The sequence below is a fragment of the Reyranella soli genome (assembly GCF_007992495.1).
GTDB classification, from domain to species: domain Bacteria; phylum Pseudomonadota; class Alphaproteobacteria; order Reyranellales; family Reyranellaceae; genus Reyranella; species Reyranella soli.
In genome coordinates, this window is sequence record NZ_BKAJ01000073.1 from 60636 (window position 1) to 87459 (window position 26824).

At 65.5% G+C, this 26824-nt stretch carries 26 protein-coding genes; 15 read left to right on the forward strand and 11 right to left on the reverse strand.

Annotation, left to right across the window (positions count from 1 at the left end; translation table 11 throughout):
* Positions 1-22: 22 nt before the first annotated feature.
* Positions 23-604: a UbiX family flavin prenyltransferase gene (locus tag RSO01_RS20900; protein WP_147151418.1), complete on the forward strand. Its 582-nt coding sequence runs from the start codon at positions 23-25 to the stop codon at positions 602-604.
* Positions 604-984: a copper resistance CopC family protein gene (locus tag RSO01_RS20905; RefSeq protein ID WP_147151394.1), complete on the forward strand. Its 381-nt coding sequence runs from the start codon at positions 604-606 to the stop codon at positions 982-984. The genes RSO01_RS20900 and RSO01_RS20905 overlap by 1 nt, the downstream gene beginning before the upstream one ends.
* 22 nt (positions 985-1006) lie before the next feature.
* On the opposite strand, the gene RSO01_RS20910 is transcribed toward RSO01_RS20905, so the two are convergent.
* Entirely contained in the window at positions 1007-2026 is a 1020-nt protein-coding gene (locus RSO01_RS20910) for an FUSC family protein (RefSeq protein WP_147151395.1), read from the reverse strand.
* Positions 2027-2064: 38 nt separating this feature from the next.
* Between RSO01_RS20910 and RSO01_RS20915 the strand changes: the two genes are divergently transcribed.
* Complete coding sequence (locus tag RSO01_RS20915) at positions 2065-3420, forward strand: UbiD family decarboxylase (protein WP_170303233.1); 1356 nt, start codon at positions 2065-2067, stop codon at positions 3418-3420.
* A 6-nt stretch (positions 3421-3426) separates the two neighbouring features.
* Complete coding sequence (locus RSO01_RS20920; protein WP_147151397.1) at positions 3427-3612, forward strand: hypothetical protein; 186 nt, start codon at positions 3427-3429, stop codon at positions 3610-3612.
* On the opposite strand, the gene RSO01_RS20925 is transcribed toward RSO01_RS20920, so the two are convergent.
* From RSO01_RS20925 to RSO01_RS20940, 4 genes are read right to left on the reverse strand one after another with little or no spacing between them, the layout of a single operon-like run.
* Complete coding sequence (locus RSO01_RS20925; protein ID WP_147151398.1) at positions 3557-4078, reverse strand: hypothetical protein; 522 nt, start codon at positions 4076-4078, stop codon at positions 3557-3559. The genes RSO01_RS20920 and RSO01_RS20925 overlap by 56 nt on opposite strands.
* Positions 4075-8043: a DUF6531 domain-containing protein gene (locus RSO01_RS20930; RefSeq protein ID WP_147151399.1), complete on the reverse strand. Its 3969-nt coding sequence runs from the start codon at positions 8041-8043 to the stop codon at positions 4075-4077. The genes RSO01_RS20925 and RSO01_RS20930 overlap by 4 nt, the downstream gene beginning before the upstream one ends.
* The gene (locus RSO01_RS20935) at positions 8040-9341 is read right to left on the reverse strand and encodes a hypothetical protein (RefSeq protein WP_147151400.1); all 1302 of its coding nucleotides are present in this window, start codon (positions 9339-9341) and stop codon (positions 8040-8042) included. The genes RSO01_RS20930 and RSO01_RS20935 overlap by 4 nt, the downstream gene beginning before the upstream one ends.
* Before the next feature lie 11 nt (positions 9342-9352).
* Complete coding sequence (locus tag RSO01_RS20940) at positions 9353-11269, reverse strand: type VI secretion system Vgr family protein (RefSeq protein WP_246158634.1); 1917 nt, start codon at positions 11267-11269, stop codon at positions 9353-9355.
* A 246-nt stretch (positions 11270-11515) separates the two neighbouring features.
* On the opposite strand from RSO01_RS20940, the gene RSO01_RS20945 reads away from it, so the two are divergent.
* From RSO01_RS20945 to RSO01_RS20955, 3 genes are all read left to right on the forward strand, one after another.
* Positions 11516-11809 (forward strand): DUF1330 domain-containing protein, encoded by a 294-nt coding sequence (locus RSO01_RS20945; RefSeq protein ID WP_147151402.1) that lies wholly within the window; start codon positions 11516-11518, stop codon positions 11807-11809.
* A gap of 179 nt (positions 11810-11988) precedes the next feature.
* A complete protein-coding gene (locus RSO01_RS20950) occupies positions 11989-12585 on the forward strand; it encodes a hypothetical protein (RefSeq protein ID WP_246158627.1) in 597 nt (198 codons plus the stop codon).
* A 194-nt stretch (positions 12586-12779) separates the two neighbouring features.
* Positions 12780-14414 carry a Y4lR C-terminal helical domain-containing protein gene (locus tag RSO01_RS20955; RefSeq protein WP_147151403.1) on the forward strand — a complete coding sequence of 545 codons (1635 nt, stop codon included), beginning with the start codon at positions 12780-12782 and terminating at the stop codon, positions 14412-14414.
* Here RSO01_RS20955 and RSO01_RS20960 read toward each other — a convergent pair.
* Positions 14411-14860 carry an OsmC family protein gene (locus RSO01_RS20960; RefSeq protein ID WP_147151404.1) on the reverse strand — a complete coding sequence of 150 codons (450 nt, stop codon included), beginning with the start codon at positions 14858-14860 and terminating at the stop codon, positions 14411-14413. The two genes, RSO01_RS20955 and RSO01_RS20960, sit on opposite strands and share 4 nt — an antisense overlap.
* A gap of 67 nt (positions 14861-14927) precedes the next feature.
* Here RSO01_RS20960 and RSO01_RS20965 point away from each other — a divergent pair, with 67 nt between their 5' ends.
* The 3 genes from RSO01_RS20965 to RSO01_RS20975 are packed head-to-tail and all read left to right on the forward strand — an operon-like array spanning position 14928 to position 17370.
* Entirely contained in the window at positions 14928-16208 is a 1281-nt protein-coding gene (locus RSO01_RS20965; RefSeq protein ID WP_170303234.1) for an SGNH/GDSL hydrolase family protein, read from the forward strand.
* Between the two features lie 14 nt (positions 16209-16222).
* Complete coding sequence (locus RSO01_RS20970) at positions 16223-16621, forward strand: VOC family protein (RefSeq protein WP_147151406.1); 399 nt, start codon at positions 16223-16225, stop codon at positions 16619-16621.
* Positions 16618-17370, forward strand: coding sequence for an SDR family NAD(P)-dependent oxidoreductase (locus tag RSO01_RS20975; RefSeq protein ID WP_147151407.1), 753 nt, complete (start codon positions 16618-16620; stop codon positions 17368-17370). Before RSO01_RS20970 ends, RSO01_RS20975 begins: the two co-directional genes overlap by 4 nt.
* Before the next feature lie 10 nt (positions 17371-17380).
* On the opposite strand, the gene RSO01_RS20980 is transcribed toward RSO01_RS20975, so the two are convergent.
* From RSO01_RS20980 to RSO01_RS20995, 4 genes are read right to left on the reverse strand one after another with little or no spacing between them, the layout of a single operon-like run.
* A complete protein-coding gene (locus RSO01_RS20980; protein ID WP_246158629.1) occupies positions 17381-17884 on the reverse strand; it encodes a DsrE family protein in 504 nt (167 codons plus the stop codon).
* 42 nt (positions 17885-17926) lie between these two features.
* On the reverse strand, positions 17927-18586 hold the full coding sequence (locus tag RSO01_RS20985) for a hypothetical protein (protein ID WP_147151409.1): 660 nt from the start codon (positions 18584-18586) through the stop codon (positions 17927-17929).
* On the reverse strand, positions 18583-19602 hold the full coding sequence (locus RSO01_RS20990) for a TAXI family TRAP transporter solute-binding subunit (RefSeq protein ID WP_147151410.1): 1020 nt from the start codon (positions 19600-19602) through the stop codon (positions 18583-18585). The genes RSO01_RS20985 and RSO01_RS20990 overlap by 4 nt, the downstream gene beginning before the upstream one ends.
* 17 nt (positions 19603-19619) lie before the next feature.
* A complete protein-coding gene (locus tag RSO01_RS20995) occupies positions 19620-21575 on the reverse strand; it encodes a coiled-coil domain-containing protein (RefSeq protein ID WP_147151411.1) in 1956 nt (651 codons plus the stop codon).
* A gap of 284 nt (positions 21576-21859) precedes the next feature.
* On the opposite strand from RSO01_RS20995, the gene phnC reads away from it, so the two are divergent.
* From phnC to RSO01_RS47435, 5 genes are all read left to right on the forward strand, one after another.
* Entirely contained in the window at positions 21860-22672 is an 813-nt protein-coding gene (gene phnC, locus RSO01_RS21000) for a phosphonate ABC transporter ATP-binding protein (RefSeq protein ID WP_147151412.1), read from the forward strand.
* Between the two features lie 35 nt (positions 22673-22707).
* On the forward strand, positions 22708-23616 hold the full coding sequence (phnD, locus tag RSO01_RS21005; RefSeq protein WP_147151413.1) for a phosphonate ABC transporter substrate-binding protein: 909 nt from the start codon (positions 22708-22710) through the stop codon (positions 23614-23616).
* Positions 23617-23787: 171 nt separating this feature from the next.
* Positions 23788-24672 carry a phosphonate ABC transporter, permease protein PhnE gene (gene phnE / locus RSO01_RS21010; RefSeq protein ID WP_147151414.1) on the forward strand — a complete coding sequence of 295 codons (885 nt, stop codon included), beginning with the start codon at positions 23788-23790 and terminating at the stop codon, positions 24670-24672.
* Positions 24672-25529, forward strand: coding sequence for a phosphonate ABC transporter, permease protein PhnE (phnE, locus tag RSO01_RS21015; RefSeq protein ID WP_147151415.1), 858 nt, complete (start codon positions 24672-24674; stop codon positions 25527-25529). Before phnE (RSO01_RS21010) ends, phnE (RSO01_RS21015) begins: the two co-directional genes overlap by 1 nt.
* A gap of 17 nt (positions 25530-25546) precedes the next feature.
* A complete protein-coding gene (locus tag RSO01_RS47435) occupies positions 25547-26287 on the forward strand; it encodes a DUF1045 domain-containing protein (RefSeq protein WP_170303235.1) in 741 nt (246 codons plus the stop codon).
* On the opposite strand, the gene phnN is transcribed toward RSO01_RS47435, so the two are convergent.
* Positions 26235-26824, reverse strand: a 590-nt coding sequence (gene phnN / locus RSO01_RS21025) for a phosphonate metabolism protein/1,5-bisphosphokinase (PRPP-forming) PhnN (protein ID WP_218037409.1), incomplete at its 5' end; no start/stop codon positions are given. The genes RSO01_RS47435 and phnN overlap by 53 nt on opposite strands.

Sequence of the window (26824 nt, forward strand, 5' to 3'; positions counted from 1 at the left end):
AGCGAGCCCGCCCGTCCGGCGCATGGTCGTCGGCATCACCGGCGCCTCGGGAACGGTCTACGGCATCCGTGTGCTGGAAATGCTGCGGGCCATGAAGATCGAAAGCCATCTCGTGATCTCCAAGGCGGGCGACCAGACGCGCGCGCTCGAGACCGACGTATCGGCGGCGGCCCTGCGCGCCCTCGCCGACAAGGTCTATGCGCCGGGCGACATCGCCGCTGCCATTTCGAGCGGTTCGTTCCAGACGATGGGCATGATCGTGGCGCCCTGCTCGGTGCGCACCTTGAGCGAGATCGCGACCGGCGTGACGTCGAGCCTCGTGGCGCGCGCGGCCGATGTCTGCCTGAAGGAACGCCGCCGGGTCGTCCTGATGTTCCGCGAGACGCCGCTGCATGCCGGCCACATCAAGAGCATGCTGGCCGTCACGGAGATGGGCGCCATCGTCGCCGTGCCGGTGCCGGCGTTCTATGCCCGCCCGCGCACGGTCGACGACATCGTCACCCATTCGGTGTCGCGCGCGTTGGACCTGTTCGGCCTCGACACGAAAGCCTTTCCGCGCTGGACCGGTCCCTCCGGCCTGGCCGGAGGCAGGAAAGGCAAGTGATGCTGAGACGTACGATGATCGCTGCCCTGCTCGTGCTGCCGGGCCAGGCCGTGCACGCCCAGCAGCCGGCGGGTGACGTCCACGTCCTCGAGTCGACGCCGGCTGCCAATGCGCATATCGGCCGCAAGAGCAGCGCCTTCTTCGTGCGCTTCGATCGGCCGGTCGACCATAGCAAGTCGACCCTGACGATCACCCATGGTGACAAGGTGATCGAGCGCCTGCATCCCCGGCTGGAATCGGCTCCGGAGGTGCTGTTCGCGGCCGCACCGACCCTGCCGCCTGGCGACTACAAGCTACACTGGGCGGTCATCACCCTGCAGGGCACGAAGGCCATCGAGGGCGACATCCCCTTCAAGGTCTCCGACCAGCCGCCGCAATAGGCGCGGCGTGCGACCCGCTCGTTCAAGCGATCTTGAGGACCCTGCGCCCCACGACAATCGTGAGGAAGGCGGCCGCCGTCCCCAGCGCCGCCTCGGCCAGCCGATCGACCAGCAGCGGCTGCCACGGCGCGCCGCGGCTGAGGTTGCTCATGCCGATGGCGAGCGGCGAGAAGAAGAGCAGGGCGACGCCATAGTTGCGCGACACCGCGATCTCCGCCGCCCCCTGGCAGACGATGATGATCGCGATCAACGCGAGATGGCCGGGGTTGAAGGAGAAGAGGAAGGTGGCGACACCGACGCCGCCCAGCGTGCCGAGCATGAGATGAAGCAAGCGGCGCCAGACGTCGGCCGCGGCCAGCGCCGGCATCAGCGCGGCGACGGTGACCGCGGCCCAGAAGGGATTGCCGACGCCCAGGGCGAGAGCGAGCACCCACGCGGTCAGCACGCCGAGCGTGGCGGCCACGACCAGGACCAGATGCTGCCCGCGGTCGAGAGCGGCGTAGCCCGCGGCGAAGCGGCGACGCCATCCGCCGGATGGCGCTTCGTCCCCGGGTTCGGTTCTGTCCGCGCCGATCAGCCAGGCGAGCAGCACGGAGAGGGCCGCACCGCCGGCGCCGACGGCGATGCCGAGCGGCAGGCGGTCCCAGCTCGTCGGGATGTTGGCGATGATCAGCAGCACCAGCACGAAGAACATTTCTCCGCGCGGCACCCAGCGCATGGCGGCGCCCAGCGTGGCCGCGGCGATCACGGTGACGGCGAGCAGGACGCCCAGCACCGCAGGCGGCGCCTGCGCGGCCGAATAGGCCATGGCCACCGCGATCGCGAGGACCAGGCCCGCGCCGGCGACGATCTGCGACTCGACGCGCTTCTTCACCGGTTCGCTGTGGCCGTAGAGCATCGCCAGGCCACCGAAGGCGGCATAGACGGCGAGGTCGAGACGGCCGATGGCATCAAGCGCCAGCAATGGCACGCCGACAGCCACGGCGACGCGGAGGGCGGCCTCGATATCGTGGCGAGGGATGTCGGCAAGCAGGCGACGCATCAACTGTTGTACTCGCGAAACGCAAGGACGGACTGACCATGCCCTATCAAGATCTGCGCGCCTTCCTGACGGCGTTGAGAAACGCGGGTGAGCTCGTCGACATCGCACGGCCGATCGCTCTCAAGTACGACATCGCCAAGGCTCTTGCCAAGGCGAGTTCCGTCCAGGGGCCGGCGCTCATGTTCACTGAGACGGGCACGGATTTCCCGCTGGTCGCGGGCGTCTACGGCAACCGCAGGCTGGCGTTGCTCGCCTTTGAGGCGACCGAGCAGACGATCCATGACAAGGTGCTCAAGGGGATCAACAACCAGATCGGGCCCGTGGATTTCAAGGGAACCCCGCCTTGCCAGGAGGTCGTGCTGACGGGCGACGCGGTCGACGTCACCAAGCTGCCGGTGCCGACCTACAGCCCCAAGGACGGCGGCGCTTACATCACCGCCGGCATCGTCGTGTCGGAGAATCCCGAGACCGGCATTCCCGATATCGGCAACTACCGCTTCCAGATCCTGGGGCCCAAGGAAATGGGCGTGTTCTCGGCGTCGAACCATCGCTTCGGCAAGAACATCGCGCACGCGACCGAGATGGGGAAGGAACTGCATGCCGCAGTCGTGATCGGCGTCGATCCGATGACGATGTTCTCCTGTCAGGTCCAGTCGAGCGATGCGACCAACGACTGGTTCGTTGCCGGCGGCCTGCGCGGCGCGCCGGTCGAGCTTGCCAAGGCCGTCAGCAACGACCTCAAGGTGCCGGCGCACGCCGAGATCGTCATCGAGTTCACGGTCGACACCAAGACCCAGAAGATGGAGGGGCCGCTCGGCGAGTACACCGGCTACTACACGGCGGCCTCGCCCAAGCCGGTCGCCCGGATCACCGCGATCACGCATCGCAAGGGCGCGATCTTCCAGGGCCTGCTGACCGGCAAGCCGATCACCGAGAACCACGTGTTGAAACAGATCCCGTTCGAGGCCTCGGTCCTGCGCCAGCTCCAGGCGCAGTTCCCGACCATCTCGGACCTCTCGATCAACAGCTCGGGCGGTGTGCAGACCTATGTCGTGATCGCCATGAAGCCGCGCTACGAAGGCGAGGCCAGGCACGCGATCCTCGCCGCCATGGCGTCAAACCTGCATCCCAAGTGGGTCGTCGTCGTCGAGCCCGACATCGACATCCGCAACTCGGCCGAGGTCGAGTGGGCGCAGTCGTTCCGCGTCAAGCCACGCGAGGACGTCTTCGTCGTCGACCGCACCGCCACCGCGCCGCTCGACCCCTATACCGACGGCGGCTACTCCTCATCGGTCGGCGTCGACGCCACGCGTCCCTTCGGTGTCGAGTTCCCCGAGGTCTCGGAAGTGCCGGGGTGGCGCGACTTCGACCTGCCTGAGATCAACAAGGGTTAGGCGCTCATGTCGAATACCCCGTCCAACACGTCGCGCCGGCTGGCGATGGCGTCGGGACCGGCGCTGCTCGGCACGACCGTTCTTGGCGGCCTGTCGGCCAATGCCCAGATCAAACCTGCGGTCGGTGGCAGGTTCATCAAGATCGACCCGAGCGGAGTGACCGTGTTCGGGCCGATGCCGAAGCTGATCTGACAGAGGGATCGCCCGCCGGCTGTTGGAAGAACGTGATCACATAATCATCCGTATCCTCCTCCACCTGGCCCTGCATCACGATGCGGGCATCAGGGAAGGCGGCGCGCAGCCGGCAGGTCCAGGTCTGGCGCAGCACCTCGCCGATCCGCGTCAGATTGGCGATGTTGAGGTCTTGTGACGCTGCGAAGAGATCGCCGACATGCCGGTGGTTCATCGTGGCCTCGATCTTAGCGATGTCGCCGCCGAGCTTGTCGCTCCATGACTCGAAGTTCTCGGCGCTGAAGCCGTCGGCCAAAAAGATTCCTCCCCGGTGCACCTCCACGCGTGGCCAAAACAACTCGCAGATGGCCACGGCGAGGTCCGCCGGCAGCGCCTGGTGGACGAAGTCGAGCAGGGTGAAGGCTGGGTTGCGCTGCTTCCAGGCCGCGAACTCGCGCAGGTTGTCGAGGTCCGGCTCGTCGGTCATGTCAGAATGTCCCGGGTGTCGGCGGGTCGCACCATGCGGTTCGGGTTGGCGAAGACCTGCCCCGTATGCGGGTTGGTATTGTGCGTGAATTCGTTGACGTGGGGCGGCGGTACGCCACCGTGCGGCGCGCTGGCGGGGTTGATGTCCACGCGCTTCACGGGCAGGCCGGCCGCATCGTAGGTGTGGTAGTAGGTGACCACGCCGGTGTGGGGATCGGTGCGGTAGAGGACGCGCTCGGGCGGCGTGACCGTGTGCGGAAACCTCCCATGCACCTCCCGCCCGTGCACGAAGTGGCCCGTGTTCGGGTCGCGGAAGCGGCCGCGCCGTCCCCATTTCGGATTGCGCAGATCAAGGCAGATGAGCCCCAGCGGATCGATCCAGCCCCAGACATTGGGGCCCGCCCAATACTGGTTGGGGCCCGCCTGGAAACCGAGCGGATCCCGGCTGATGAACGATCCGACGCCATGGTCAAAATAGCGATGGCGGACATAGGAAAGGCCGATCTCCTCGTCGAAATACTGTCCCTGCAGCCGCCAGGGGCAGTCGGTCCGACGCAACTTGACGTCCGCTGCGCCAAACCCGTCGAAAGCCGCACTCCACCTCAGCTCGCCTGACGCGGAGACCACCTCGCGAACCAGGCCGATCTGGTCGGCATCGAAGTACTCGACATCGGCCCCAATCGCGCAAAGCGGGACGAAACTGCCAGGACGGAAGACGAACGCCTTCCGCTCAGCATCTTCGTGCTGGGCGGCAAGCGTATCACCGTCCCAGAAGAAGCGCACGCTGCCGGCTGCTGAGCGCTTCTCGACACGCCGTCCGAGCGCATCGTACCTGAAGGTGACGACCCCTTCGTGCGTCTGGACCTGCCGAAGGCGGCTCAGCTCATCCCAGTCGAAGTGCATGTCCCCGTCGGGGCCGGACCGCGACGCCATGTTCCCCGCGCTGTCGAAGCGGTAGGCGGAATGCTCGTAGCGTCCCGTCCATCCGTTTCCCGTCATCTCGCTCGGCTGCAGCAGCGTGCCATCGGGGCCGTAGTTGTAGTACCGGGTCGCATCTCCCTTCGTTCGCAGGGCCTGCAGGCGATCCTCCGCATCGTACAGCAGGTCCTGCTCCCTGTTCGCGCCCGCGACGGCGGCATTGTGCTGCCGGATCAGATTGCCCGCGCGGTCATAGCCGAACGTGCGCCCGACGAGAACGCTGTCACCGTACATCGTTCGCTGCCGGACAAGGTTGAGATCCAGGTCATAGGCGTATTCCCGCGAGAGGCCGTCACCCAGCGCCTCCCGGGCCACACGCCCATGGGCGTGGCGCTGGAATGCGATGCGGATGCCTCCGGCATTGACCTGGATGACCTGGTCGTTGACGTCGTAGCGATAGGCAACCTCCTGCCCGTCGCCGCTGCGTCTCAGGGTGCGACGGCCAAGCGCGTCGTACTCGTATTCGATCGCGAAGTCGTCCTGCGTCTCGCGCAGCAGATTGCCGGCGCCGTCATATTCTCGTGCGATCCGGGCATCGGCATTTTCGGCAAGCGTGAGATGGCCGGCGCCGTCATAGGCGAACACCTCCGTTTGGCCAGGAAGAATGCGCTGCACCAGCCGTCCGGCCGGATCGTAGCCAAAGGACACCTCGGGCCCGTCGCCGGCGACCTGGCTGGTCAGCTGCCCCGCTGCGTCGTAGCGATACGCCCGCCCCAGGCCGAAGCCGTCCGTCTCGCGCTGAACCCGCCCGAGCGCATCGCGCTCGAACCGCCATTTCCTGCCGTCAGGCATCTCCACCGCGAGGAGGCGTTCTTCGGTGTCATGGTGATACCGCAGATGGCGCCCGTCGGGCAGGAAGGCCTCGCTGATCTCCGTCAAGGTGGAGTAACGGAACTGTGTGGCACGCCCTTCCGGATCCCTCTGCTCGATCAGGCGATCATCGGCATCATAGGCGAAGGAGGTCGTGCTGCCCGAGGCCCGGCGCTCCTCCAGAAGCCTGCCTTTCGGGTCAAAGGCGAAGTCAAACCGCTGACCTCGGCCGACGGCCGCGACGACGTTGCCCAGCATGTCCAGGCGCATCTCCACCCTTGTCCCATCCGGATCGACGATCGCTTCAACGAGACCGAAGCGGTCGCGAATGTAGCCGGTCCGGACGCCCATCGCGTTGATGGTCTCGCCGACATCGCCTGCGCCGGTCCGCCGGTAGAATTTACTGGCACCCAGCGGGTTCCGTGTCTCGACGAGCAGCCCATTCGCATCATAGGCATAACGCCAGATCTGCCCGTTGCCATCGGTCTGCGAGACCAGGAGCCCGTGATCGTCATAGGTGGACTGCGTGGCGACGCCGTCCGCTCGGATCGTCCTGGTCTCGTTGCCGTTCCCGTCATAGGTCCAGCATGTCGCGCGACCCAGCGGATCCACCATCTGGATGGTACGGCCCACCTCGTCGTAGGCGTAGCTCGTCACACCTCCGAGCGGATCGGTCTCCGCGACCAGGTTCCCGCGCTCATCGAGCTCGATGCCCCAGTGATGGCCCAGGCTGTCGGTGTAGTTCGTCCAGCGGCCATCGGGGTCGTAGCGGAAGTGGTAGTCGTAGAGTCTACCATCGCCCCAGGTGTGCACGCAGCGGCCGGCCGCGTCGTAGTCGTACATGAACGAAAGCCCGGTGCGACTGGTGTGCCGCGCCAGCTGGCAACCGAGGTGCCACTCGAAGCGGTAGGGATGGTCCAATGCGTCATAAACTGCGACCAGCCGCCGCTCAGCGTCGTATTCGAAGCGCGCCATCACACGTGGCTCGGCGAAGTCTGGGTGATGCAGCACAATTTGCTGCACCAGTCCGCCGCGCGAGAGAACCTCGAAGCTCCGTCCCGCGCTCTCGATCACGCGTTCCAACCCTTGCGGCCCACGCAGGAAATGTACCGAGTTGCCGCAGGCGTCCATCATCGCATCCACCGGCGTCTCGATCTGACCGCGGCTGGGATGCGGAAAAAACCAGGTCAGGCCGCCCTTCTTCCGCACCGTCCAATGCGTTTGCGATCGGTCAAGGACCCAGCCATCCACCGGCTCGGTGACTGGCCCGTTCAGCGGTGACTCGTCGAACAACGCGCCCGTGCCCTCACCGTCTAGGAACAGCACGCTCCCGTCGGGATTGAGCTCCAGTCGCGCATCCGCCGGAGTGTCCCAGCCATGCCCGCATACGCCGATGCGAGTGTGGGAGGAGCGGTAGTAGCGCCGCCACCGCATCGGGATGCGGCCGGGCAGCTCGAAGTCGAGCTGATCCACCACGACCTCGCCGGTGCGCACGTCCACCGGCTCCGCCTTCAGTACGTTGCACTTAAGGAAGCTGGACGGCATCCAGGCGAAGGCCTTTCGCCAGACCTTCTTGGCGGCAGCGCGCGCACGATTGGCCGCTCGCCGCGCCGCCGCAGCCACACGCCGCCCGGCCCGTGTCATCCCGAACACCTGGGCGAACGGCCCGATCAGGTTGGTCACCAGGGACATGAGCGAGATCGTAGGCGGGCCGCCAATCAGTACCGGCGGGCCCTTGGAGATCGGCAGCACCACGGACAACGGCGCTACTGGCACATTGATCTTCGTGCCCTTCTTGGGATTTAGCCGCGGTGGCGGCGGTATGCCGATCGACTGGCAGCTCAGGCATGGCAGCCCCATGAAGTTCGCAGCGTCACCGTCGAACGCCACTGTCAGCGACCCCATGAAGGCTTCGTGCTCATTCCCCGGCAGCACCGGCACGAAGACGCCGCCGATCGGAATATGAGGTGGAACGGCCTTGCCAGTGGTGCCGGCGATGGCGCGGTGAACCCCGTTCACGAGGATGGTGGAACCGATGATCGGCGCGTAGTCGAACGGGTCAAAATGGATGCCCACATAGGGGTGGGGGATGGGCAGCGGGGGCACGGGCCCCGGCGGCTGGATCATATGGACATCGACGCCGATGACCGGGTCGAAATGTGTCGCCGCCAGCATCATGGCAGGGTATCCGCCGTTTGCAGACACTCCTCCCAGCCTTCGCCCAGCAGCCGACTGAGGCGGCCTTGCACAACCGCGGCGTATTCGTCCTTCCGCTCGTGGCTATCGAGCAATTGCAACATCGTTTGCCCCACCCAGGGCAGCGTCGAGGCCTGCCGCATCGGCTCATCCAGCGTCTCGCCGGCGCCGAGTGCCTCGTTGCCGCACCGCCAAGCTGCCGCGGCGGCGCCTGATTGCGCGTGGCAGTACGACGCCATGCGCCAAGCCTCGATCACCATCACGCCGTCCTGTGCGGCATTCGCCAGCGGCGCGGTGGCCTCGTAAACGCGGGCGGCATCAGGCCAACGTGACGCTGCCAGCATGGCGCCAGCCAATCCCATTCCGGCTGCCACTCGCAGCTTCGGAGCAGCCGGATGCGCCGCTTCTGCCGCAACCTCAGCCGCTTTGAACGCGCTCCGATACGCCTTGATCGCGAGGTCGAACTCACTGGTCGCGAGGCGCGTTGCAGCCATCGCCATCTGCACGACCGCTTCCTGATCGTGCCAAGCCTCGGCGCGGGCTACCGCCAACGCCTGGTCGGCGGCCTTCTGAGCGCCTGCTCCGTTCTTGACTTGCGCAGCCGCGGCGAGAGCAACAAGGTGGATGCGAAAGGCCCTTGCCGGCCCCTCGGAACCTTCGGATCGTGCGAGTTCGTCCATGGCGGCGGGCATGTCGAGCCGTGGCTCGATGGTAAGCACCAAGTCAGGAAACTTACGCTCGAGCTCCCCAAGTAAGGGCGTATCGATCGGGTCCGCTACCATGACTCGGAGTGAGGCAGGAATACCTGCGCCAATCATCTGCTCGAGCCAGCGCCGCCAGGCGGCCGCATCGGAAATCGCCGCCGGTGCGAGGAACAGCACAAGGCAGTCCATCCGGTCCGGATAGTGAGATTTGAGCGAGTCCACAGCACGAAGAAAGTACCGCCCGCTTCCTTCATTCGGTGCGATCGGGGGAAGCGTCCAATCATCGCGCAGTTCCTTGCTCCGCAAACCCTCCTCGCTCGCCTTGCCGATCTTTACCAATTCGCGAACGAGTGACGGCGCATAGTCGCCCGCGCCTTCAAAGCTTGCTGTCAGTCTGAGGAAGCCGTCCGCAGTCTGTCCTACCTCTTTGTTTTCCAGCGCGACGAAGACGTCGAGCATACGCCGTTCGTCTGTATCCACGACCCAGCGAACCAGACGGATGGCCGGATTGTCCGACGCCTCATTCCAGAGGCTGGCCAAGAGATCGATACGGCGTTCAATCGCATTCTTGATCACGAGAGCCCCGCTCAGTTAAGCGAGATCTTCGGCCCGCTCACGGCAACGCCGGACGCGTCCAACTTGACCGTCGATGGGCCGGAAGTGATGGTGATCGCCGTCGGCGTGATCTCGATCACCGAGCCTGCGACAGCGAACTTGAGACTGGCATCGGACGTGTAGGTGCCCGCCCCCGTTGCGTGAATGTCCGTCGTCTCGGTCGAGCTGTGCTTCGTGGGGCCGGTGACCGTCGTCTTGTACTCACCCGTGATGTCAACGGTCGACCCGCCGGTCACCGTCAGCTTCTTGCCGTCGCTGATCGTGGCGGTGGCCCCTTCGGTGATCGTCTCCTTGTATCCCTGATGGACCGTGACCTCCTGTCCCTTGTCGACGGTCTCCTTCAGGTGGGCTTTGACATGCATCTCACGATCGTTGTCGACGGTGACATGCATGTCCTTGACGGCATGGACGCGGATATCCTCCGAGCCGCCCTTGCCCTCCATCAGGATTTCGTTGCCGGCATGATCCTTCAGCCCGCTCTGGGTCTTGTTATCCGGCATCTTCATCGTCTTTTCGTTTTCACCGTTGTAGACGCGGCCGGTAATGAGAGGGCGATCGGGATCGCCTTCCAGGAACGAGACGACGACTTCATGCCCGACATGCGGCAGGTGCACGGAGCCCCAGCCGCGACCCGCCCACGCCTGCGAGACCCGGATCCAGCAGGAGCTCCTTTCATCGTGCTTGCCGTAGCGATCCCAGTGAAATTGAACGCGCACGCGGCCATGTTTGTCGGTGTGGATCTTCTCGCCCGTCGGTCCCACGACCATCGCCGTCTGCGGCCCATGGACGAACGGCTTTTCGGTCACGCGCATCGGCCGGAATGGCACGTCGTGGGGGATGGCTTCGAAGTTGTTGCTGTAGTGCGTAGCCTCGGCCGTGACATTGGCCAGGTGGGTGTTGTCAGTCGCCTGGTGCCGCACTCGCCGGATCACGTAGACGGACGACTTGCTCTCACAGGGATGCTCGGCGAGGGTGAACTTGCCGCCTGTCGCCAGCCGGGCATAGTTGCTGGTGCCCCATGCCGACTGATGAGCAGCCTCTTCCGCCTGCATGAGGCCTTTCGTCAGCTCTGTGCCACGGCTTTTCTGGAGATAGCGACCGGGATAATCGTAGCGTTCGAAGGCATCGGCGCGGCGAAGCTTGAGGACGGTCTTCTCGGTCGCTGTCAGATCGGTGGACGGCGTCTCGAAGTTGAAGTCGCGATGGGCCCAGCGGCCCGGTCGGAAGTCATAGCCGTGTTCCCACTGGGTAACCTGGCGCCGCCGGCCGTCGGGCGCGTAGTACAACTGCTGATCCGGCAAGGGCTTGAAGCTCGCGTTCTTGTCGGCGATGACCATGACGTGCCGGTCTTCGTCGTGCCGGAAGAAATAGAATATGCCGACCTCCTCCATCAGGCGGCTGACGAAGTTCAAGGCGGTTTCCCGGTACTGCACACAGAACTCGAGCTTGGGATAGTCCCCGCGCGACACCGACATCTGGTAGTCGGTGAATCCGAAGGTCTTGAAGACTTGCTCGATGATGTCCGGGACGTTCAGGTTCTGAAAGATTCGACAGTCCGTGCTATGGCCCAAGAACCAGAGCCAGGGGACCAGCCGCACGCGATACTGGCGTAGATCCTGGGCGATCACCGCCGAGGCCCACCATTGCGCAATCATGCCGTGGACGATGCGCCCCTCGCCTTCCTCCGGGAGGATGACAAGCTTCGCCTTGTCGCCGATCATCGTCTCGGCGGTGATCGACTGATTGGCCGACAGTATCTCGACATCGTAGGAAAACAGTTCGGAAATGCCTTCTTCGCCAGCCAGCGCCGTCGCGAGCAAATGGTCTTTTCCAAGAGACGTCTCGATTGCGAGAAGACGCCGGCCTTGCATCCACGTGTTGTCGGGCATCGCCAACCTCAGCGTCTATATGGCGGTTTCCGGTATCGCGATTGTTCCGTGAACGCGGTGTTGGGACTGCAGGCGCAGAGTGACCATATGCACGGCCCGCGCTTTGCTCGACGTGAAGGGTGGCGGCGCTTTGTGGCCAGCCAGCGGCGTGCACCTTGAGAAAGGATGAAGCCGGTATTGAGATTTGCTCCAGGGGCCTCTATGGGACGACCGTGGGGCCGCCACTCATTGAACGGGACTGCAATCATGAAGGCCTATGTGATCGCTGCCGAAACGGTCAACGACCAGGCGATGTTCGATGCCTACCGCAAGGAAGTTCCGGCAACGCTGGCGCCTTTTGGCGGAAGCTTCGTTGTTCGCGGCGGACGCCTGACTTCTATCGAAGGTGAGTGGCCGCATCCTCGCCTGGTGATCATCGAGTTTCCGTCCCGCGGCGCTGCAGAGGCGTGGTATGCGTCCGACGCGTATAAGAAGATAATCTCACTGAGGCACAAAAGTTCCGTCGGGAACCTCGTCATCGTCGATGCGGCGATTGACTGATGGAGTGCGCAAGGCGTTGGACTGACAATGAGCAAGCTTCATCCTGCCCGGACCCTGCCGTTTCGCGATCTTCTCGACGCGTTGCGGGCGGCGCGCGCCGAACGGCTCGTCTATGAGCAGATGGGGCCGGGCGGGCTGCGGCTCTATTGCTACACCAACTCGTGTGTCTATGACGCGCAGTGGAACGACGCGACGCTGATCGCCCGCGGGCTCGTCCTCGATGTCGAGAACGAGACCGTCGTGGCGACGCCGTCTACACGTCGCTGTCGCAGCTCACGACCGAGGCCAATGACCTGTCGGCGGACGCCGAGGGCTTCGTCGTCCGCTTCGACGACGGCTTGCGGCTGAAGATCAAGGGCGCCGAATATCGCCGCATCCATGCGCTGGTCTCGCGCATCACGCCGCTGGCCATGTGGGAGATCATGCAGGCGGGCGACGATCTCGCGAAGGTCCGCCGCGATATTCCTGAGGAATTTTGGACCGATTTCGACGCCATCTGCGCGATCCTCAGGCGCAAGGTCGAGGACGTCGTGGAAGCGGCCGAGCGCGCGGCGGCGTCCGTCGCCCATCTCAGCGACAAGGAAGTCGGCCTGCGACTGAACGAGTTTCCAGCCGACATCCGCGGGATGATCTTCACCCTTCGCAGGCAGAAGGACGGCCTGCTGGCCGGCCGGTCGCGCCAGGTGGTATTTCGCTTGGTCCGGCCGACGGGCAACGAACTGCCAGGCTATGTGCCGTCCTACGCCATCGCTCGCTTGCAGGACGAGTCCACTTAGCCCAGCCGCATACGCAGGCGCTCCAATTTGTCCGGGTTGCGCACGGCGTAGATGCAGTTTTGAAAGTTGGAGGCGGTCGATGCAGGTGCCATTCTTCCCAACGATGGCCTGTTTTCTCAGGCCGCGCCGTGGCTGTGAGCTTTATTGCCAGGACGGCCTGATCGACAGCACGGCCGCCAAGTCGAGGGGTGGCCATGGCACGACGTAAGGGCTCGAACGGAACGCCTCGTCCGAAGACCTCGGAAACGCTCCGTCACGCGCGCAGTTTTGCGAGGGCAATCGCCAGGGGACAGCCGCTGAGGATCTCGCCTGACCTCGAGCGCTACTTCCACGAGTCGCCGCGCGAGATTTTTGCGGCTTTCGACGGTGTGGCGGACAACATGCCTCCGGCTGGGAAGGACGAGACCCTGGCGTTCGGGTACCTCTTCGTCCTCCGAGGGTTGCTCCAGGAGCTGCGCTATCGAATGGATCGCGGTTACGCCGACGCCACCGCCTTGGTCGCCGACTTCCAGGCCACGGTTGCGCGACGGGCGCGCGACAGCCAACTCGATGGTCGTGTGCTGTCCTTCACCGCGGGCGCGTTGCAGCAGGCGGGCATCGACGCCGTGCCCGAGCTTGTTGCGGCTTCGACCGCGACCTCGGACAGTGAGGTCGGCATGCCGCGCCTGGCCGACCTCGAGGCTGCGATCGCCGACATGGTGGAGGCTTGCGGCAACGATCCCTTCGAGCTCGTTTCAGCGTCGGCGACAGCCGGTCATGCCATGCCCCCGGAAGCGAGTGGTGCCATGGTCGCGACCCTCGCGACCAGCAAGCTGGCGGTCGCCCGCAGTGCGGCCGTGCTGTTCCTGCTCGATCCCAGGCCCGAAGTGCGATACGCCGTCGCGGCGGCGCTCCTTCCGGTTTCCGCCACGCTGTCGCCGACGGACGTTCGCCGGCTCATCGCCATGCGCAACTGGCGGCCGGAACGGGAGCGCGCCGCGTTCGACGCCATCGTCCGTGGCGCGCGTGCGGCCGGAGTCGATTGCGCCCAGTGGGAGACGGGCGATGCGGAAGCGATCCTTGCCAGCTCGATCGACGGCTCTACCAGCCAGGGGCTGTTGATGGTGTCGCCCGTCGGCCGGCAGGCGCGCCTTTCGTCGATCTTGACCAAGAACGGCGTTGCGGATGCCTTCAGCGGAGAACCGGGGCCGCGCCGCCGAACGGAGGAAGTGGTGGCGAGGGCCTTCCTGGAGACGGCGATGCTTCCGGTTTCTCGCGGCTATATCGACGGTGTCGTTGCGCATCATCTCGCCTTGCTCGTCGCACAGGACAAGACGCCGCCCGTCGGCCTGCTCCAGGTCGCGGAGTCGATCGGCGGTGCCGGCTGGCAACCGTCTCCCTCGGACCCCGACAAGGTGCTTGCCGAGCTGTGGGCCGATATTCCCGAGGCGATGCGGGACGCCACATCGGTGAGGGCGATACTTCGAAACAGCGGCCGGCTGCCGATCCTGGAGAGGATCGCCGATTCGTGGTTCGAGGATGACGCCGAGGCGGCACAGATCGTCGGCGAACGGAGTAGCGGTCCGCGATCGAAGCGGGTCGAGCACGTGCTCGACGCCCTTATTGCGCGGCGCCGCTCCAAGTGGGCCGATCTCGTGTTGCGCACGGCCGTGTGGCTGCGCGATGCCGATGCCTCGGGCGAACTGTCCTGGCGGGAGTTCGCTATCGTTGCCAAGGCGCTTGCCGAAGGGGTCGATCTGGGCGAGATCGGCTTGATGCGCGAGGTGGCATTGCAGACCGTCGACGTTCTGGGAACGCGCCGTCGTCCAACCTTTGTGACGAAGTACTAGCCGAGCCGCGTCTGGATCCTTATTTCCGACGTGAGCGTGCGATGGACGGGGCACTTGTCGGCGATCTGCAGCAGCCGCTCGCGCTGCTCGGGGCTGAGCGGACCTTCCAGCACGATCTGCCGGTCGATCTGGTCGATCTTGCCCTCCTTGGTCTCGCAGTCGGCGCAGTCCTGGGCGTGGATCTTGTCGTGCTTCAGCCAGACCCGGACCTTCTGCAACGGCCAGTTCTTCTGGCGGGCGTACATGCGCAAGGTCATCGCCGTGCAGGCGCCCAGCCCCGCCAGCACGTAGTCGTAGGGACTGGGGCCGGTATTGGTGCCGCCGGCGGAGACCGGCTCGTCGGCCGACAGGACGTGGGTGCCCACGCGCACGGTCTCGGCGAACGGGCCGATGTTGCGATCCTCGACGATCACCACGCCCGGCGGGGGAACCTCTGCCTCGGCCATATCCTGCTCCTTACGCGCTTTCCAAAGCGAATCGCCTGAGCCACGATTGCGCGCAAGCAGTGTAGAAGTGCCAAGCCCCTCCGCCACATTCTTTCTCGACCATTTCGGCCTGAGGCGCCCGTATCGCTTCGAGCGGGCGATCGTGGGCGGACTCGCGGTCCTGCTGGTGCTGCTGGCCCTCCTGGCCGCCCTGTGGATGCGCGCGATCGATGAGCTGCCGGTCCGCGGGCCGCGCGGTGAGTACTTCCTTTATCTGCTGATGCTGTTCGTGCTGGTGCTGTCGCTGGTCCGATGGCCGCGGCTGGCCGCACTGCTTGTGGTGCTGATGGCCTTCGAGCTCACCTGGGGCGCCGGCCTGTTCGCGCTCCATCGTGTCGGGTTTGGCACGGCCACCCTGATGCCGCCGGGCAAGTTCGAGCCGCAGCGCTTCCAATGGCATGCGCTGCTGCAGGCCGTGCCGATCCCGTCGCTCAAGCTCACCAGCTCGACGGGGCTTGCGATCCAGCACACGCGCGAAGGCACGCGTGGCCAGGACCCGCAAGGCAGCCTCGACAGCCGAACCGTCGTCGCGACCTTCGGTGGATCGACGACCTATGACATCGGCGCGGGCGAAGGCGAGACCTGGCCCGATCGCCTGGGCCAGGCGCTGGGCGACCGCTACTTCATCGTCAATCACGGCGTGCCGGGCTACACCACGGCCGAGCATCTGATCCAGACAGCGTTCTACCAGACCAAGTTCGGCAAGCCGCCGCACTGCGCGATCTACTATGTCGGCTGGAACGATCTGCGCAACGCGCACATCGCCAACCTCGATCCCGGCTACGCTGATTTCCATCTGCCGAGCCAGATCGATTCCCAGAAGGTGCGCCGCGTCGGCGGTGCGCACGTCACCTTCTCGCCGTTGCTGACCTTGCTCATGCGTTTCGTTGGGGCCAATCTCGACACCGCGCGCTACTTCGCCGATCCCTACGGCAAGCCGCCGGTGAGCGGCGACGATCCCAATCTTGCCGCGATCTACAAACGCAACATCGCCGCGATCTCGGCGATCAACCGCCAACGCGGCGTGACCACGATCTGGGTCGGCCAGCTCCTGAACCGCGAACGGCTGATGGGCGACGGCCAGTATGGCTGGCTGCCCCTCGTGCGCGATCGCGATCTCTGGCCGATGCAGCAGAGATTCAACGAGGTTCTGAAGCAGGCGGCGGACGGGCTGGGCGACACCTATGTCGGTATCGATCCCGCATCGTTTGTCGGCGTCGATTTCGTCGATCAAGGACACTTCTCGGCACGCGGGGCGAAACGTTTCGCCGATGATCTGGCGCCAGTCGTGCGTCGGCTCTGCCCGTAGGCTAAGGTCGGCCGATGATTTCCCACGTCCACATCGGCGTCGACGATTTCGAGCGCGCTTTTGCGTTCTATTCGGCCGTGCTGCCGGTACTGGGGCTCGAGCTGAAGTTCAAGGAACCGGAGAACGGTTGGGCCGGCTGGATGACGCCCGGCGTGGCGCGTCCCTTGTTCCTGGTTGGCCTGCCGTTCGATCGCGACCCCGCTTCGCCCGGCAACGGCCAGATGATCGCGCTGATGGCGCCCGATCGCGCCGCGGTTGATCGCTGCCATGCCACGGCCCTGGCCCAGGGTGGCCAATCCGAAGGCGCGCCCGGCCTTCGCCCGCACTATCACGCCAACTACTACGGCGCCTATTTCCGCGATCCTGCGGGCAACAAGCTCTGCGTCTGCTGTCACCAACCGGAACCAACATGACCCGTGCCATCCTGATCACCGGTGCCTCGTCCGGCATCGGCGCTGCCACCGCTCGCGCCCTTGCTGCCCCCGATGCCGCCATCGCGCTGCACGCGCGCAAGAACCGCGCCGGCGCCGACAAGGTCGCGCAGGTCGTGCGCGACGCCGGCGGCAAGGCGCTGGTGGTCGAAGGCGACCTCGCCAAGCCCGGCACGGCGCGTCGCCTGATCGAGGAGACCGCGGCTGCCTTCGGTAGGCTCGACGTCGTGGTGAGCAACGCGGGCTTCGCCGATCGTCGGCCGGTCGACCAGCTCGACCGCGCGGCGTGGGACGACAGCCTGTCGGCCATGACCTCCGCATTCTTCGAGCTCGCCCACGCCGCCAAGCCATGGCTGGTGAAGGCCGGCGCTGCGGGCCGCCTGGTCGGCGTCTCGTCTTTCGTAGCGCACGCCTACGCCCGCGGCCTGCCGATGTTCCCCGCCTCGGCCGCCGCCAAGGCCGGAATCGAGGCTTTCGCGCGCGCCATGGCCGTGGACCTCGCGCCATGGGGCGCCACGGCGAACTGTGTGGCGCCTGGCCTGATCGAGAAGGACGCCGACGCGCACGCCGCGCTGTCGCGCGATCGCATGGTGGAGATGAGCAAGCTGGTGCCGATCGGCCGCTATGGCAAGACGGCGGAGGTCGCAGCGGTGATCGCGTTCCTGTGCTCACCCGGTGCCGGCTATGTCACCGGCCAGACCATCCACGTGAATGGCGGCCTGACGCTGTAGCGGACGTCGTTCAGGGGCGCACGTAGCTCCAACCCTGTTCCTGCAGCTCCATGACCCGCACCACGCCGGACGACACGATTGTGGCCTGCGAGATGAGGGGTATTTCCTTCTTTTCGATCCGGCTCATGTTCGCTCTCGTATTGCCGCAGGCGGCGAACGAGATCGACGGTGACGTCTCGGAAATCAACTTGATCCGTTCCTTCACCGGCGAGGTGTCGTCACGCAGCATGTTGAGCCCGGGCCCGAAGGTGACGATCTCGATCTGAACCGGCTCGCCGATGCTCTTGTAGTGTTGCTCGGCATTGGCTGCGTTGTTGAGCGCCAGGTTCATCACGGCAGGCTCGTTCGTATTCACCTGGAGGATCAGCCGATGCGTCTTCTTCTCGGCGCCGGGTGCGGCTGGCAATGAAGCTGACTGCTTGCTCTGCGCCAGTGCCGGCAGCGGTGAGACCAGCAGGGACGCAACTGCCACGCATAGCGTCGCTGCCACGAATGCATTCATCAATTTCGCCATCATATCCTCCTGAACTCTGTTGACGTCATGTCGCAACCATCATCATTTTCGCGGCGTGTCGGGTTTGACCTGCCATCTGCAGGGAATCGCCATTCGCTCCCGCACGGTTCTCATCCCGTCGAGGGAATAGCGTCCCTCCAGCGTCGCGCCCTGCCGGCCGGCAATGCGGAACGAGATCTCCCCTTGGGTCGGTAGCGAGAGCAGCAGGCGAACGGCGTCACCGGCGATGGCCATGCCTGTCCCGGATGCAGCGGCGGCGGCAGCAAGCGTCGTTGGCGAGCCACCATCGACGGCGTAGGAAACGGTGTAGACGTCGCCGGGCGGCAAGATGCCGGAACCGCTGAGCACCACGGACGTATTCCCGCCACGGCAGGCAATCGAAAGCTTCAGGCCGGAGCCGTCCGGTGCACCTCCGGCCGTGGCGGAGGCGATCACGACCGCCGAATAGTCGATCGGGGAGGTCGTCTCGCTGACGATCCAGCTGTCCTGTGTCGCCGCGGCCGCGGAGCCGGACGATGTCCGCGGTCGTGCGGACTCCGGCACGATTTCGCGAGAGAGCCTGTCCAGGCACTTGACCCTCTCGGCATCCGCGAGGGTCGAGCACGCTCGCAGCCTGTCCATGGGATCGCCGGCCGCTTGTGCCATCGCGGAGGCGCCCGCCAACGCGAGCGAGACGAGCAAGCAGGCGGCCGCAGGCTTCATTGCTTTCGCGCGTCCTGGCGACCCTGGCGATCCAGCCAGTCCTGCGCCGCAGAAAAGCGACTCAGGCCCGGCACCGTCGCGCCAAGATTGATGGTCTTCCAGTTGGGGTCGAAGCCGGGGACCTGCAGCCTGTTGATTCGGCCGAACAGGTAATCGGTGAAGCGGGCAACCCGCTGGTATCGGTTCGAATTGACGGGCCAGTTGTAGGTGGCGAGGACGGTGGGCACCGCCAACGTCGCAACGCGTTCGCCCGGTTTCACCAATGCCGGGTAGTCGGACGTTTCCAGGAACGCCGGCAGATAGTAGTCCTCGAACCTCGAGTCGTAGCTCACCGGCAGGAACTTGAAGCCGGCTTCCCATTGGCCGCGAACGAAGGCGTCGATTGGCTTGGTCGTGATGAAAACGACCGCCGCAATGTCGCCTTTGCGCATCTGCTGCAGGGCCAATGGGTGCGGAATGAAGGTCTTTTCGACGTTGATGCCCAGTCGGCTGAAGATCAGCGGTCCGGAGTAGGCCGCCGCCGTGCCCAGCGTATTGAAGTTCACCTTCTTTCCCGTGAGGTCCTGAAGGCTCTGGATCTCCGGTCGGACGAAGACGTGAAGCTCGGACGGGAAGAGACTGAGCAGATACTTCACATGGAGCTGGATATCCGGGAACGCGACCTTGTACTCATCCAAGGAATCGGAATTGACGATCGCCAGATCGATACCGCGCAAATAAAGCAGGGAGTTCAGATTCTCGGTGGGACCGCGGGTGACGATCGGCAAGACGTGAAGATTTTCTCCATCGTCGACGACCCGGGCTATCTCCGAAGCGAGCCGCAGCGGGGCACCTTCGATGAGGCCGGCAGCCAGGCCCACGGTCCAGGCATTGATCTTGTCCTGCCGCTCGGCGTAGGTCAGCGGGCGTCGGGCCGGCTGATCCTGCGCATCGGCCGTGGCCGGGGAGAGCGTAAGAACGATCGGCGCCCACAGGGCAAGCGCGCTCAACAATCTTTTCACGGGCCTCGCCGTCATTGATCGCTCCCTGGCGTTCATTGCTGCAATGCTTCCAACCGGGCCTTGGCTTCACCCACGCCACCGGCCAGCGCCTTGCCGTAGAGGTCGCGCGCCTTGGCGACGTCGCTCTGGGTGCCGTAGGTCTGGCGCGCCGACAGGAGGCGTGGGTCGTATGTCTCTGCCAGCCAGAACAGGGCCTCCGTGCTGCCCATCTCCGCCGCCCGATCGAGCATGTTCCGCGCGGCGCCGATATTGCCCTGCTCCAGCAGCAGGTTGGCGCGCGCGATCAGGCGAACGGCTTGCGGGTTGCCCGGCTCGGGAGCTGCTGTCGGCTGCGGCGCCGCATTCGTGGGCTGCCTTGCATCGCTGGTCGGTGCCTTCGTTGGCGCTTGCGGTGCCGACGGTGGCGCGATCGAGGGTTGATCGGCGACAGACAACGCTGTTGCCGATTGGCTCCGGCTGCGCTCGGCTTCGAGGGATTCGCGGGCAAGCGTTGCTTCTGCTTTCGCCTTCTGCAGCTCCCCGCGCATGGCCGCCAACTGGTTGTCTCGGGCAGCCTCCTCGGCGGCCTTTGCCTTCGCCTGCGCCTCCAGGTTCCACCTCGCTTCGGCGAGTTCGGCGGTGAGCTTTCCTGTCTTGTCCCGTTCCTGCTGCAGCGCGCGTTGCTGCTCGTCGGCGCTGCGTTCGGCGGCCTCTTTCACGCCTGCGGCTTGATCCCACGCTGAGCTCGCCACGGCGATCTGTGCCTGCACTTCCCGGCGGGCCGCCGCCAATTCAGCGCCAAGCTTCTCGGCCTTGGCTTGCGCCTCGCGCAGGGCCTGAATTTGCTCTTCGGCGCTTCGCTTGCTCGTCGCGGCCGCCCGACGTGCCTCGTCGCTCGCCGTCCGCGCCGTCATCGTCTGAGCCTCGACCTCTCGCCGCGTCGCAGCCAGTTCACTGGCGAGCTTTTCAGCTTTGTCCTGCGCTTGCTGGAGTGCCTGGCGAAGCTCGTCCGTGACGCGCGCGCTCGCCTCCTTCATGCGCGCGGCTTCATCATTTGCCGAGCGCAGTATCGCCGCCTGTGACTCTCCTTCGTGCCGCGCGGTAGCGAGCTCTACGCCAAGCTTCTCGACCTTGCCCTGCTCCTGTCTCAAGGCCTCTGCCGCACGTGCACTTGCCTGCTTTGCCTGTGCGGTCTCGTCTTCCTGATGCTTCAGTGCTTGGCCCAGTTCGCCAATGAGGCGCTCCCGTTCTCCCTCTGCTCGCGTCGCTTTGGCAGCGCCGTCGCGCTCAAACTGCAGGGCCTGACGCAGGTCGGCGAGGGCACGTGCACTCGCTTCCTTCTCCCGGTCTGCCGCTTCGCCTGCCTGGCGGATCAACGCCGCCTGCGACTCCGCTTCGCGCCGCGCCGCGGCCGCATCGCTGGCAAGCTTGCCGGCCCGTTCCTGCTCCTGTCGAAGCGCCTGTTTCAACCCGCTGTCGCGCTCCGATCCTGTCCGTTGGAGAAACCACTGGCCGAAATCGCTGCGATAGAAGAATGGGGCGAACACCACGCCAATGACCAGGCAGGCAGCTATCGTTGCGATGCGGCGGCGCCTTTGGACGATCCAGCCACCGGCGATGGCAAATGCCGACAGGATCTTGGCGCAGCCGCGCCAGGCAAAGCCGACAAGCCCGGCCCAGAAGCTCACGGATCTTCCTGGCTTTGCGGTCCGCTGCGGCTGCGCAGTCATGCCGCCGGAGGCGGAATGGGAGGCCTCGCCGCGAGCAGGCGAGGCTGAAGACTTGGGCGAGTCAGTGAGTGAACCTAGTTCGTCGGTTGGCACCACAGGGCTTTGTGCAGAATCGAACGGCTGCCAATGCGTTGCGTTGAGCCGACTGGGTTTCCCTTCCTCGTCGAGCCACTGCGCGGCTTCGACCGACCAACGGGCGACCGCATAGGTGCCGCTTGCGTCATCCTCAAGGATGACGAAGTCGCCGTTCCTCGGGACGGTGTCGATTGCCTGGCGCATGAACACCTAGCGCTGGACCGCGCAATGACAGAGAGCTTCCCCAAGACACAGAACGAATCATCGTTGCCTCACACAATCACTGGGCGCTATTGGAGAACTGCAACCCCTGCTGCGACTTGCCTGACCCAACTCTGGCGACGACCGGCTTTGGGTCTGACGGGCCCGCCCTTTATCCACTGCTTGTGCCTCGGCTGACGCGGCTGTCGGATTTCTGTAACCAAACCGTCGCCTTTGTGCAGCCTGCCGCCGCTACCCAGCGACAAGGGAAGCTTCGCGAGGGACCAGTGCTGCGACTGGAAGGCGTCACCAAGAGTTTTGGCGGCAAGCGCGCCGTCGACCAGGTCTCGCTGGTCGTGCCGACAGGCCAGCTGGTCGGCGTGATCGGCCGATCGGGGGCCGGCAAGTCGACGTTGCTGCGCATGATCAACCGCCTGGGCGATCCGACCCAGGGCCGTATCCTGTTCGGCGACACCGACATCACCCAGCTCAAGGGCCGGGCACTGCGGCAGTGGCGGGCGCGTTGCGCCATGATCTTCCAGCAGTTCAACCTCGCCGGCCGGCTCGACGTGCTGAACAACGTCATGATGGGCCGCGCCTTCCATGTTCCCACCTCGCGCGCGCTCCTGAAGCTGTGGAGCGACGACGAGAAGGCGCAGGCCCTGTCGGCGCTGGAAAGCCTCGACATGGCCCGCCTGGCCGGCCAGCGCGCCGACACGCTGTCGGGCGGCCAGCAGCAGCGCGTCGCCATCGCCCGCGCGCTCGTGCAGGAGCCCGACATCATCCTGGCCGACGAGCCCATCGCCTCGCTCGACCCGCGCAACACCAAGGTGGTGATGGACGCCTTGCTGCACATCAACAAGCACTTCGGCATCACCGTCGTTTGCAACCTGCACAGCCTCGACCTCGCCCGCAGCTATTGCGATCGGCTGGTCGGCATGGCGGCCGGTCGCGTCGTGTTCGACGACGTGCCGGCGGCCCTCACCGACGCCGTGGCCCGTGACCTCTACGGCCTCGAAGCCGGCGAGGTCGTGGGCGAAGCCCCGCCCGTCCTCATGCCGGTGGGCGCCCGTCCGGGCTTCGCCCTCGCCGGCTCGTGATCCTGTCTATGCCCCTTCAACAAGGAGAAACCCGCATGCTCACCCGTCGCCTCGCCCTGGGTGCCGCACTTGCCGTATCCGCCTTTGCCGGCGCCGCCGAAGCACAGAGCTGGAAGTCCACCTATCCCGAGCTGGTGATGGCCGTGGTGCCGGCCGAGAACGCGTCCGGCGTCACCGAGCGCTATGCGCCGTTCATCGAATACCTGTCCAAGGAGCTCGGCACCAAGGTGATGCTGCGTGTGGCTAATGACTATGCCGCGGTCATCGAGGGCCAGCGCAACGGCAGCATCCAGCTGGCAGGCTACGGCCCCGCCTCCTATGCCCGCGCCATCGTCACCGGCGTTGCCGTCGAGCCGTTCGCCACGACGGTGAACAACGACGGCACCATCGGCTACTACTCGGTGTTCTATGTGAAGGCCGACAGCCCCTACAAGACGATCGACGATCTCAAGGGCAAGAACCTCGGCCTGGTCGATCCCAACTCGACCTCGGGCAACAACGTGCCGCGCTTTGCCCTCAACAAGATGAAGGTCAACCCTGAGACCTTCTTCTCCAAGGTCACCTACACCGGCAGCCATGAGAATGCGGTGATCGCCCTGCAGCAGGGCACCGTCGACGTCGCCGCCAACTGGTGGAACTCCGACACCGATTCCAACCTCACGCGCATGGCCAACAAGAACCTGGCGAAGAAGGACGACTTCCGCGTCATCTACAAGTCGGACCTGATCCCGAACTCGCCTTTTGCCTATCTGTCCAACCTGCCGCCCGACCTGAAGGCCGCCATCGTCAAGGCGTTCAACGACGCGCCGACCAAGGACAAGGCCGCCTTCGACAAGCTCAGCGACGGCAAGGACAAGGAATTCATCAAGGTCGACGCCAAGTACTACGAGCCCGTCGTCGAGCTGATCAAGTTCATCGACCAGCTCCGTAAGCAGAAGAGCTAACCGGGCTGCAGCCCCCGGCGCTCCTCTTGCCTCCCCTTCGCGGTATCCGCGAAGGGGAGGTGCCCTCGTCATACGAGGGCGGAGGGGTCGGAAGCACCATGACTGACGCTCATGACCCCTCCGCCCGCTACGCGGGCACCTCCCCAGCTTCGCTGGGGAGGAAGGTATGAAGTGAGCTCACCGATCGCCCTGCTGCCGGACGCTCAGCTCCGGCCTTTGCTCGATGCCTACGAGGCGTCGGTGCGCAGCCGCCGCTGGCACACGTTGCTCATCCTCGCCTGTGTCGCCGTGGCGATGGTGTTGTCGTCGATCTCGGCCGAGGTCTCGATCCCCAAGCTTCTGGACAACATCCACCGCTTCCCGAGCTACATCATCCGCCTGTTCCAGCTCGAGAACGGCCGGCCGGTCTGGACCGATGTCGCCGAATGGTTCTGGGGCCTGCCGCGCTGGCTGCGCCTGCTCGGCGAGACGCTGCTGATGGCCTATGTCGGCACGGTGCTGGGCGTGATCGGCGCCTTCGTGCTGAGCTTCCTCGCGGCAGCCAACGTGGCGCCGAGCCGCTGGCTGCGCTGGACCGTGCGCCGCTTCTGCGAGATCTGCCGCACTGTCCCCGAGCTGGTGTTCGCCCTGGTCTTCGTGATCGCCTTTGGCCTGGGGCCGGTGGCCGGCGTGCTGGCCGTCGCCATCCACACCGTGGGCGCCCTCGGCAAGCTGTTCGCCGAGGTGGTCGAGAACATCGACATGAAGCCGGTCGAGGGCATCATTGCCGGCGGCTCGTCGTGGCCGGTTGCCATGCGCTTCGGCGCCCTGCCGCAGACCATGTCGAACTTCGTGAGCTACGCGCTGCTGCGTTTCGAGATCAACGTGCGCAGCACCGCCGTGATGGGCTTCGTCGGCGCGGGCGGTATCGGCCAGGACCTGATCGAGGCGATCCGCAAGTTCTACTATTCCGACGTGTCGGCCATCCTGGTGCTGATCATCATCACCGTGTCGGTGATCGATACGCTCACCTCGCACGTCCGCCATCGCCTGATCGGCCTGCAGGAGAAGCATTGATGCCAGGGCACTTTCCGGTCGATCTCGACGCCGTCCGCGGCCGCCATTCCGAGCATTTCCAGCGCTTCGGTCGTCGTCGCCAGACGGCGCTCGCCATCGCGGCTGCGGCCTTCGCCCTGCTGATCTTCGCCATAGGGGAGCTTGGCTTCTTCGACGGCAAGCTGCTGGCCGGCTTGGGCCGGCTGGCCGAGATCACCGGGCTGATGCTGCCGCCCGATCCGAAGGATTGGGCGCATGTCCGCCTCTTCTCGTCGGCGCTGCTCGAGACCATCGCCATCTCGCTGCTCGGCACCCTGGCCGCGGCTGCACTGGCGCTACCGCTCGCTTTCCTGGCGGCGCGCAACGTCACCGCCCAGCGCGTCGTGCGCTTCTTTTCGCGGCGCTCGCTCGATACCATCCGCAGTGTCGACATCCTGGTATGGGCGCTGATCTGGGTGAACGTCGTCGGATTGGGGCCGTTCGCCGGCGCACTCGCCATCATGACCGCCGACATCGGCACCTTCGGCAAGCTCTTCTCCGAGGCGATCGAGGCGGCCGATCGCAAACCGGTCGAGGGCATTGTCTCCGCGGGCGGCGGCAAGTTCTTGGGGGTGCGCTTCGGCATCATCCCGGAAGTCTTTCCGGTGTTGGTGAGCCAGGTTCTCTACTTCTTCGAATCGAATACGCGGTCGGCCAGCATCATCGGCATCGTCGGCGCCGGCGGCATCGGCCTCTATCTCGCCGAGGCTATTCGTACACTGGAGCTGCAGCAGACGTCGTTTATCATTCTTATGATCCTGGTATCCGTGGCTCTGATCGACTATGTCTCCGGCCAATTGCGTTTCGCCGTCATTGGTCGTCGTGGAGTGGTTTCTTGAGCGTAGAGTCAGAGTCCGTGTCCATCCCCGTCCCGCGCTATGCCCTGTACTACGCTCCTCGGCCCGAGGAAGGGCTGGCCGTTGCCGCCAGCCAGTGGCTCGGCCGCAACGCCGAGACCGGGCAAAGCCGTCCGCTCAAGGCGGTGTCGGCCTTCACCGCCGATCGCCTGGGCGAGCTCACTGCAGATCCGCGGCTCTACGGCTTCCACGGCACGCTGAAAGCGCCGATTGCGCTGGCCGAAGGTTTCAGCGAGCGCGACCTGCTGGAAGCCGTCGGCAACTTCGCCGCCGGCCGGCGATCGGTCGTCGTGCCGTCGATGACGCTTGCCTGCATCTCGGGCTTCATGGCGCTGGTCCCTAGCCAGCCGTCGGTCGAGCTGCAGGATCTTGCCGACAGCTGCGTCATCGAGTTCGACGAGTTCCGCCAACCTGCCGACGAAGCCGAGCTGGCGCGCCGACGCGCGGCTGGCCTGTCGCCGCGTCAGGACGAGCTGCTGCTGCGCTGGGGCTATCCCTATGTGCTCGAGGAATGGCGCTTCCATCTCACCCTGACAGGGCGCATTTCCGATGAGGGCGAACGGTCGGCAATCACCGATCTGCTGCGCCGCCAGTTCGTGGGGTTCATCGACCGGCCGTTGTCGGTGCGCGATCTCTGCGTGTTTCGCCAGCCTGCGGCCGGACGGCCGTTCACCGCGCTGGCGCGCTTCACGCTCGGCGGCGGACGCCGGGTGAGTAGCGAAGTGTGGCGAGCAGCCTGACGAATGCCTCGGCGGCGGCATCGAGCGTGCCGTCGTTGACGATGGTCACCAGCCGCGGATCGGTCACCGCGTAGGCGTCGCTGCGGGCGAGCCGGGTCGCCGTCGCGTCGGCAGTCTCGCGGCCACGGGCGCCGAGCCTTGCCCGGAGCTTGTCGAGGGCCGCCGTGATCAGCACGGGATGCAGGTCGGGATCGTTGCCCGCCATCTTTTCGTAGTGCTCGCGCGAGCCGCTCACTACCACGGTGAGGCCGGCGGCGCGCCAGGTCTCGATCTCGCGGCCGATGCCGTAGTCGTTGCCGTGGGCCTGCCAGTGGAAGGCGAACAGGCCATGGGCACGGCGCAGGGCGAACTCGGCGCGGCTCAGCGCCACGTGGTTCTCACCGCCGCTGTCGGCCGGCCGGGTGATGTAGCGATGGGCGAAGGCGATCGGCGCGTCGACCGACAACAGAGCGCGGGCGCGATCGAGCACGGAGTCCTTGCCCGCGCCGGACGGGCCCATGACGTAGACAAGAGGGGCAGTCATTGGGAGCGCGGGCC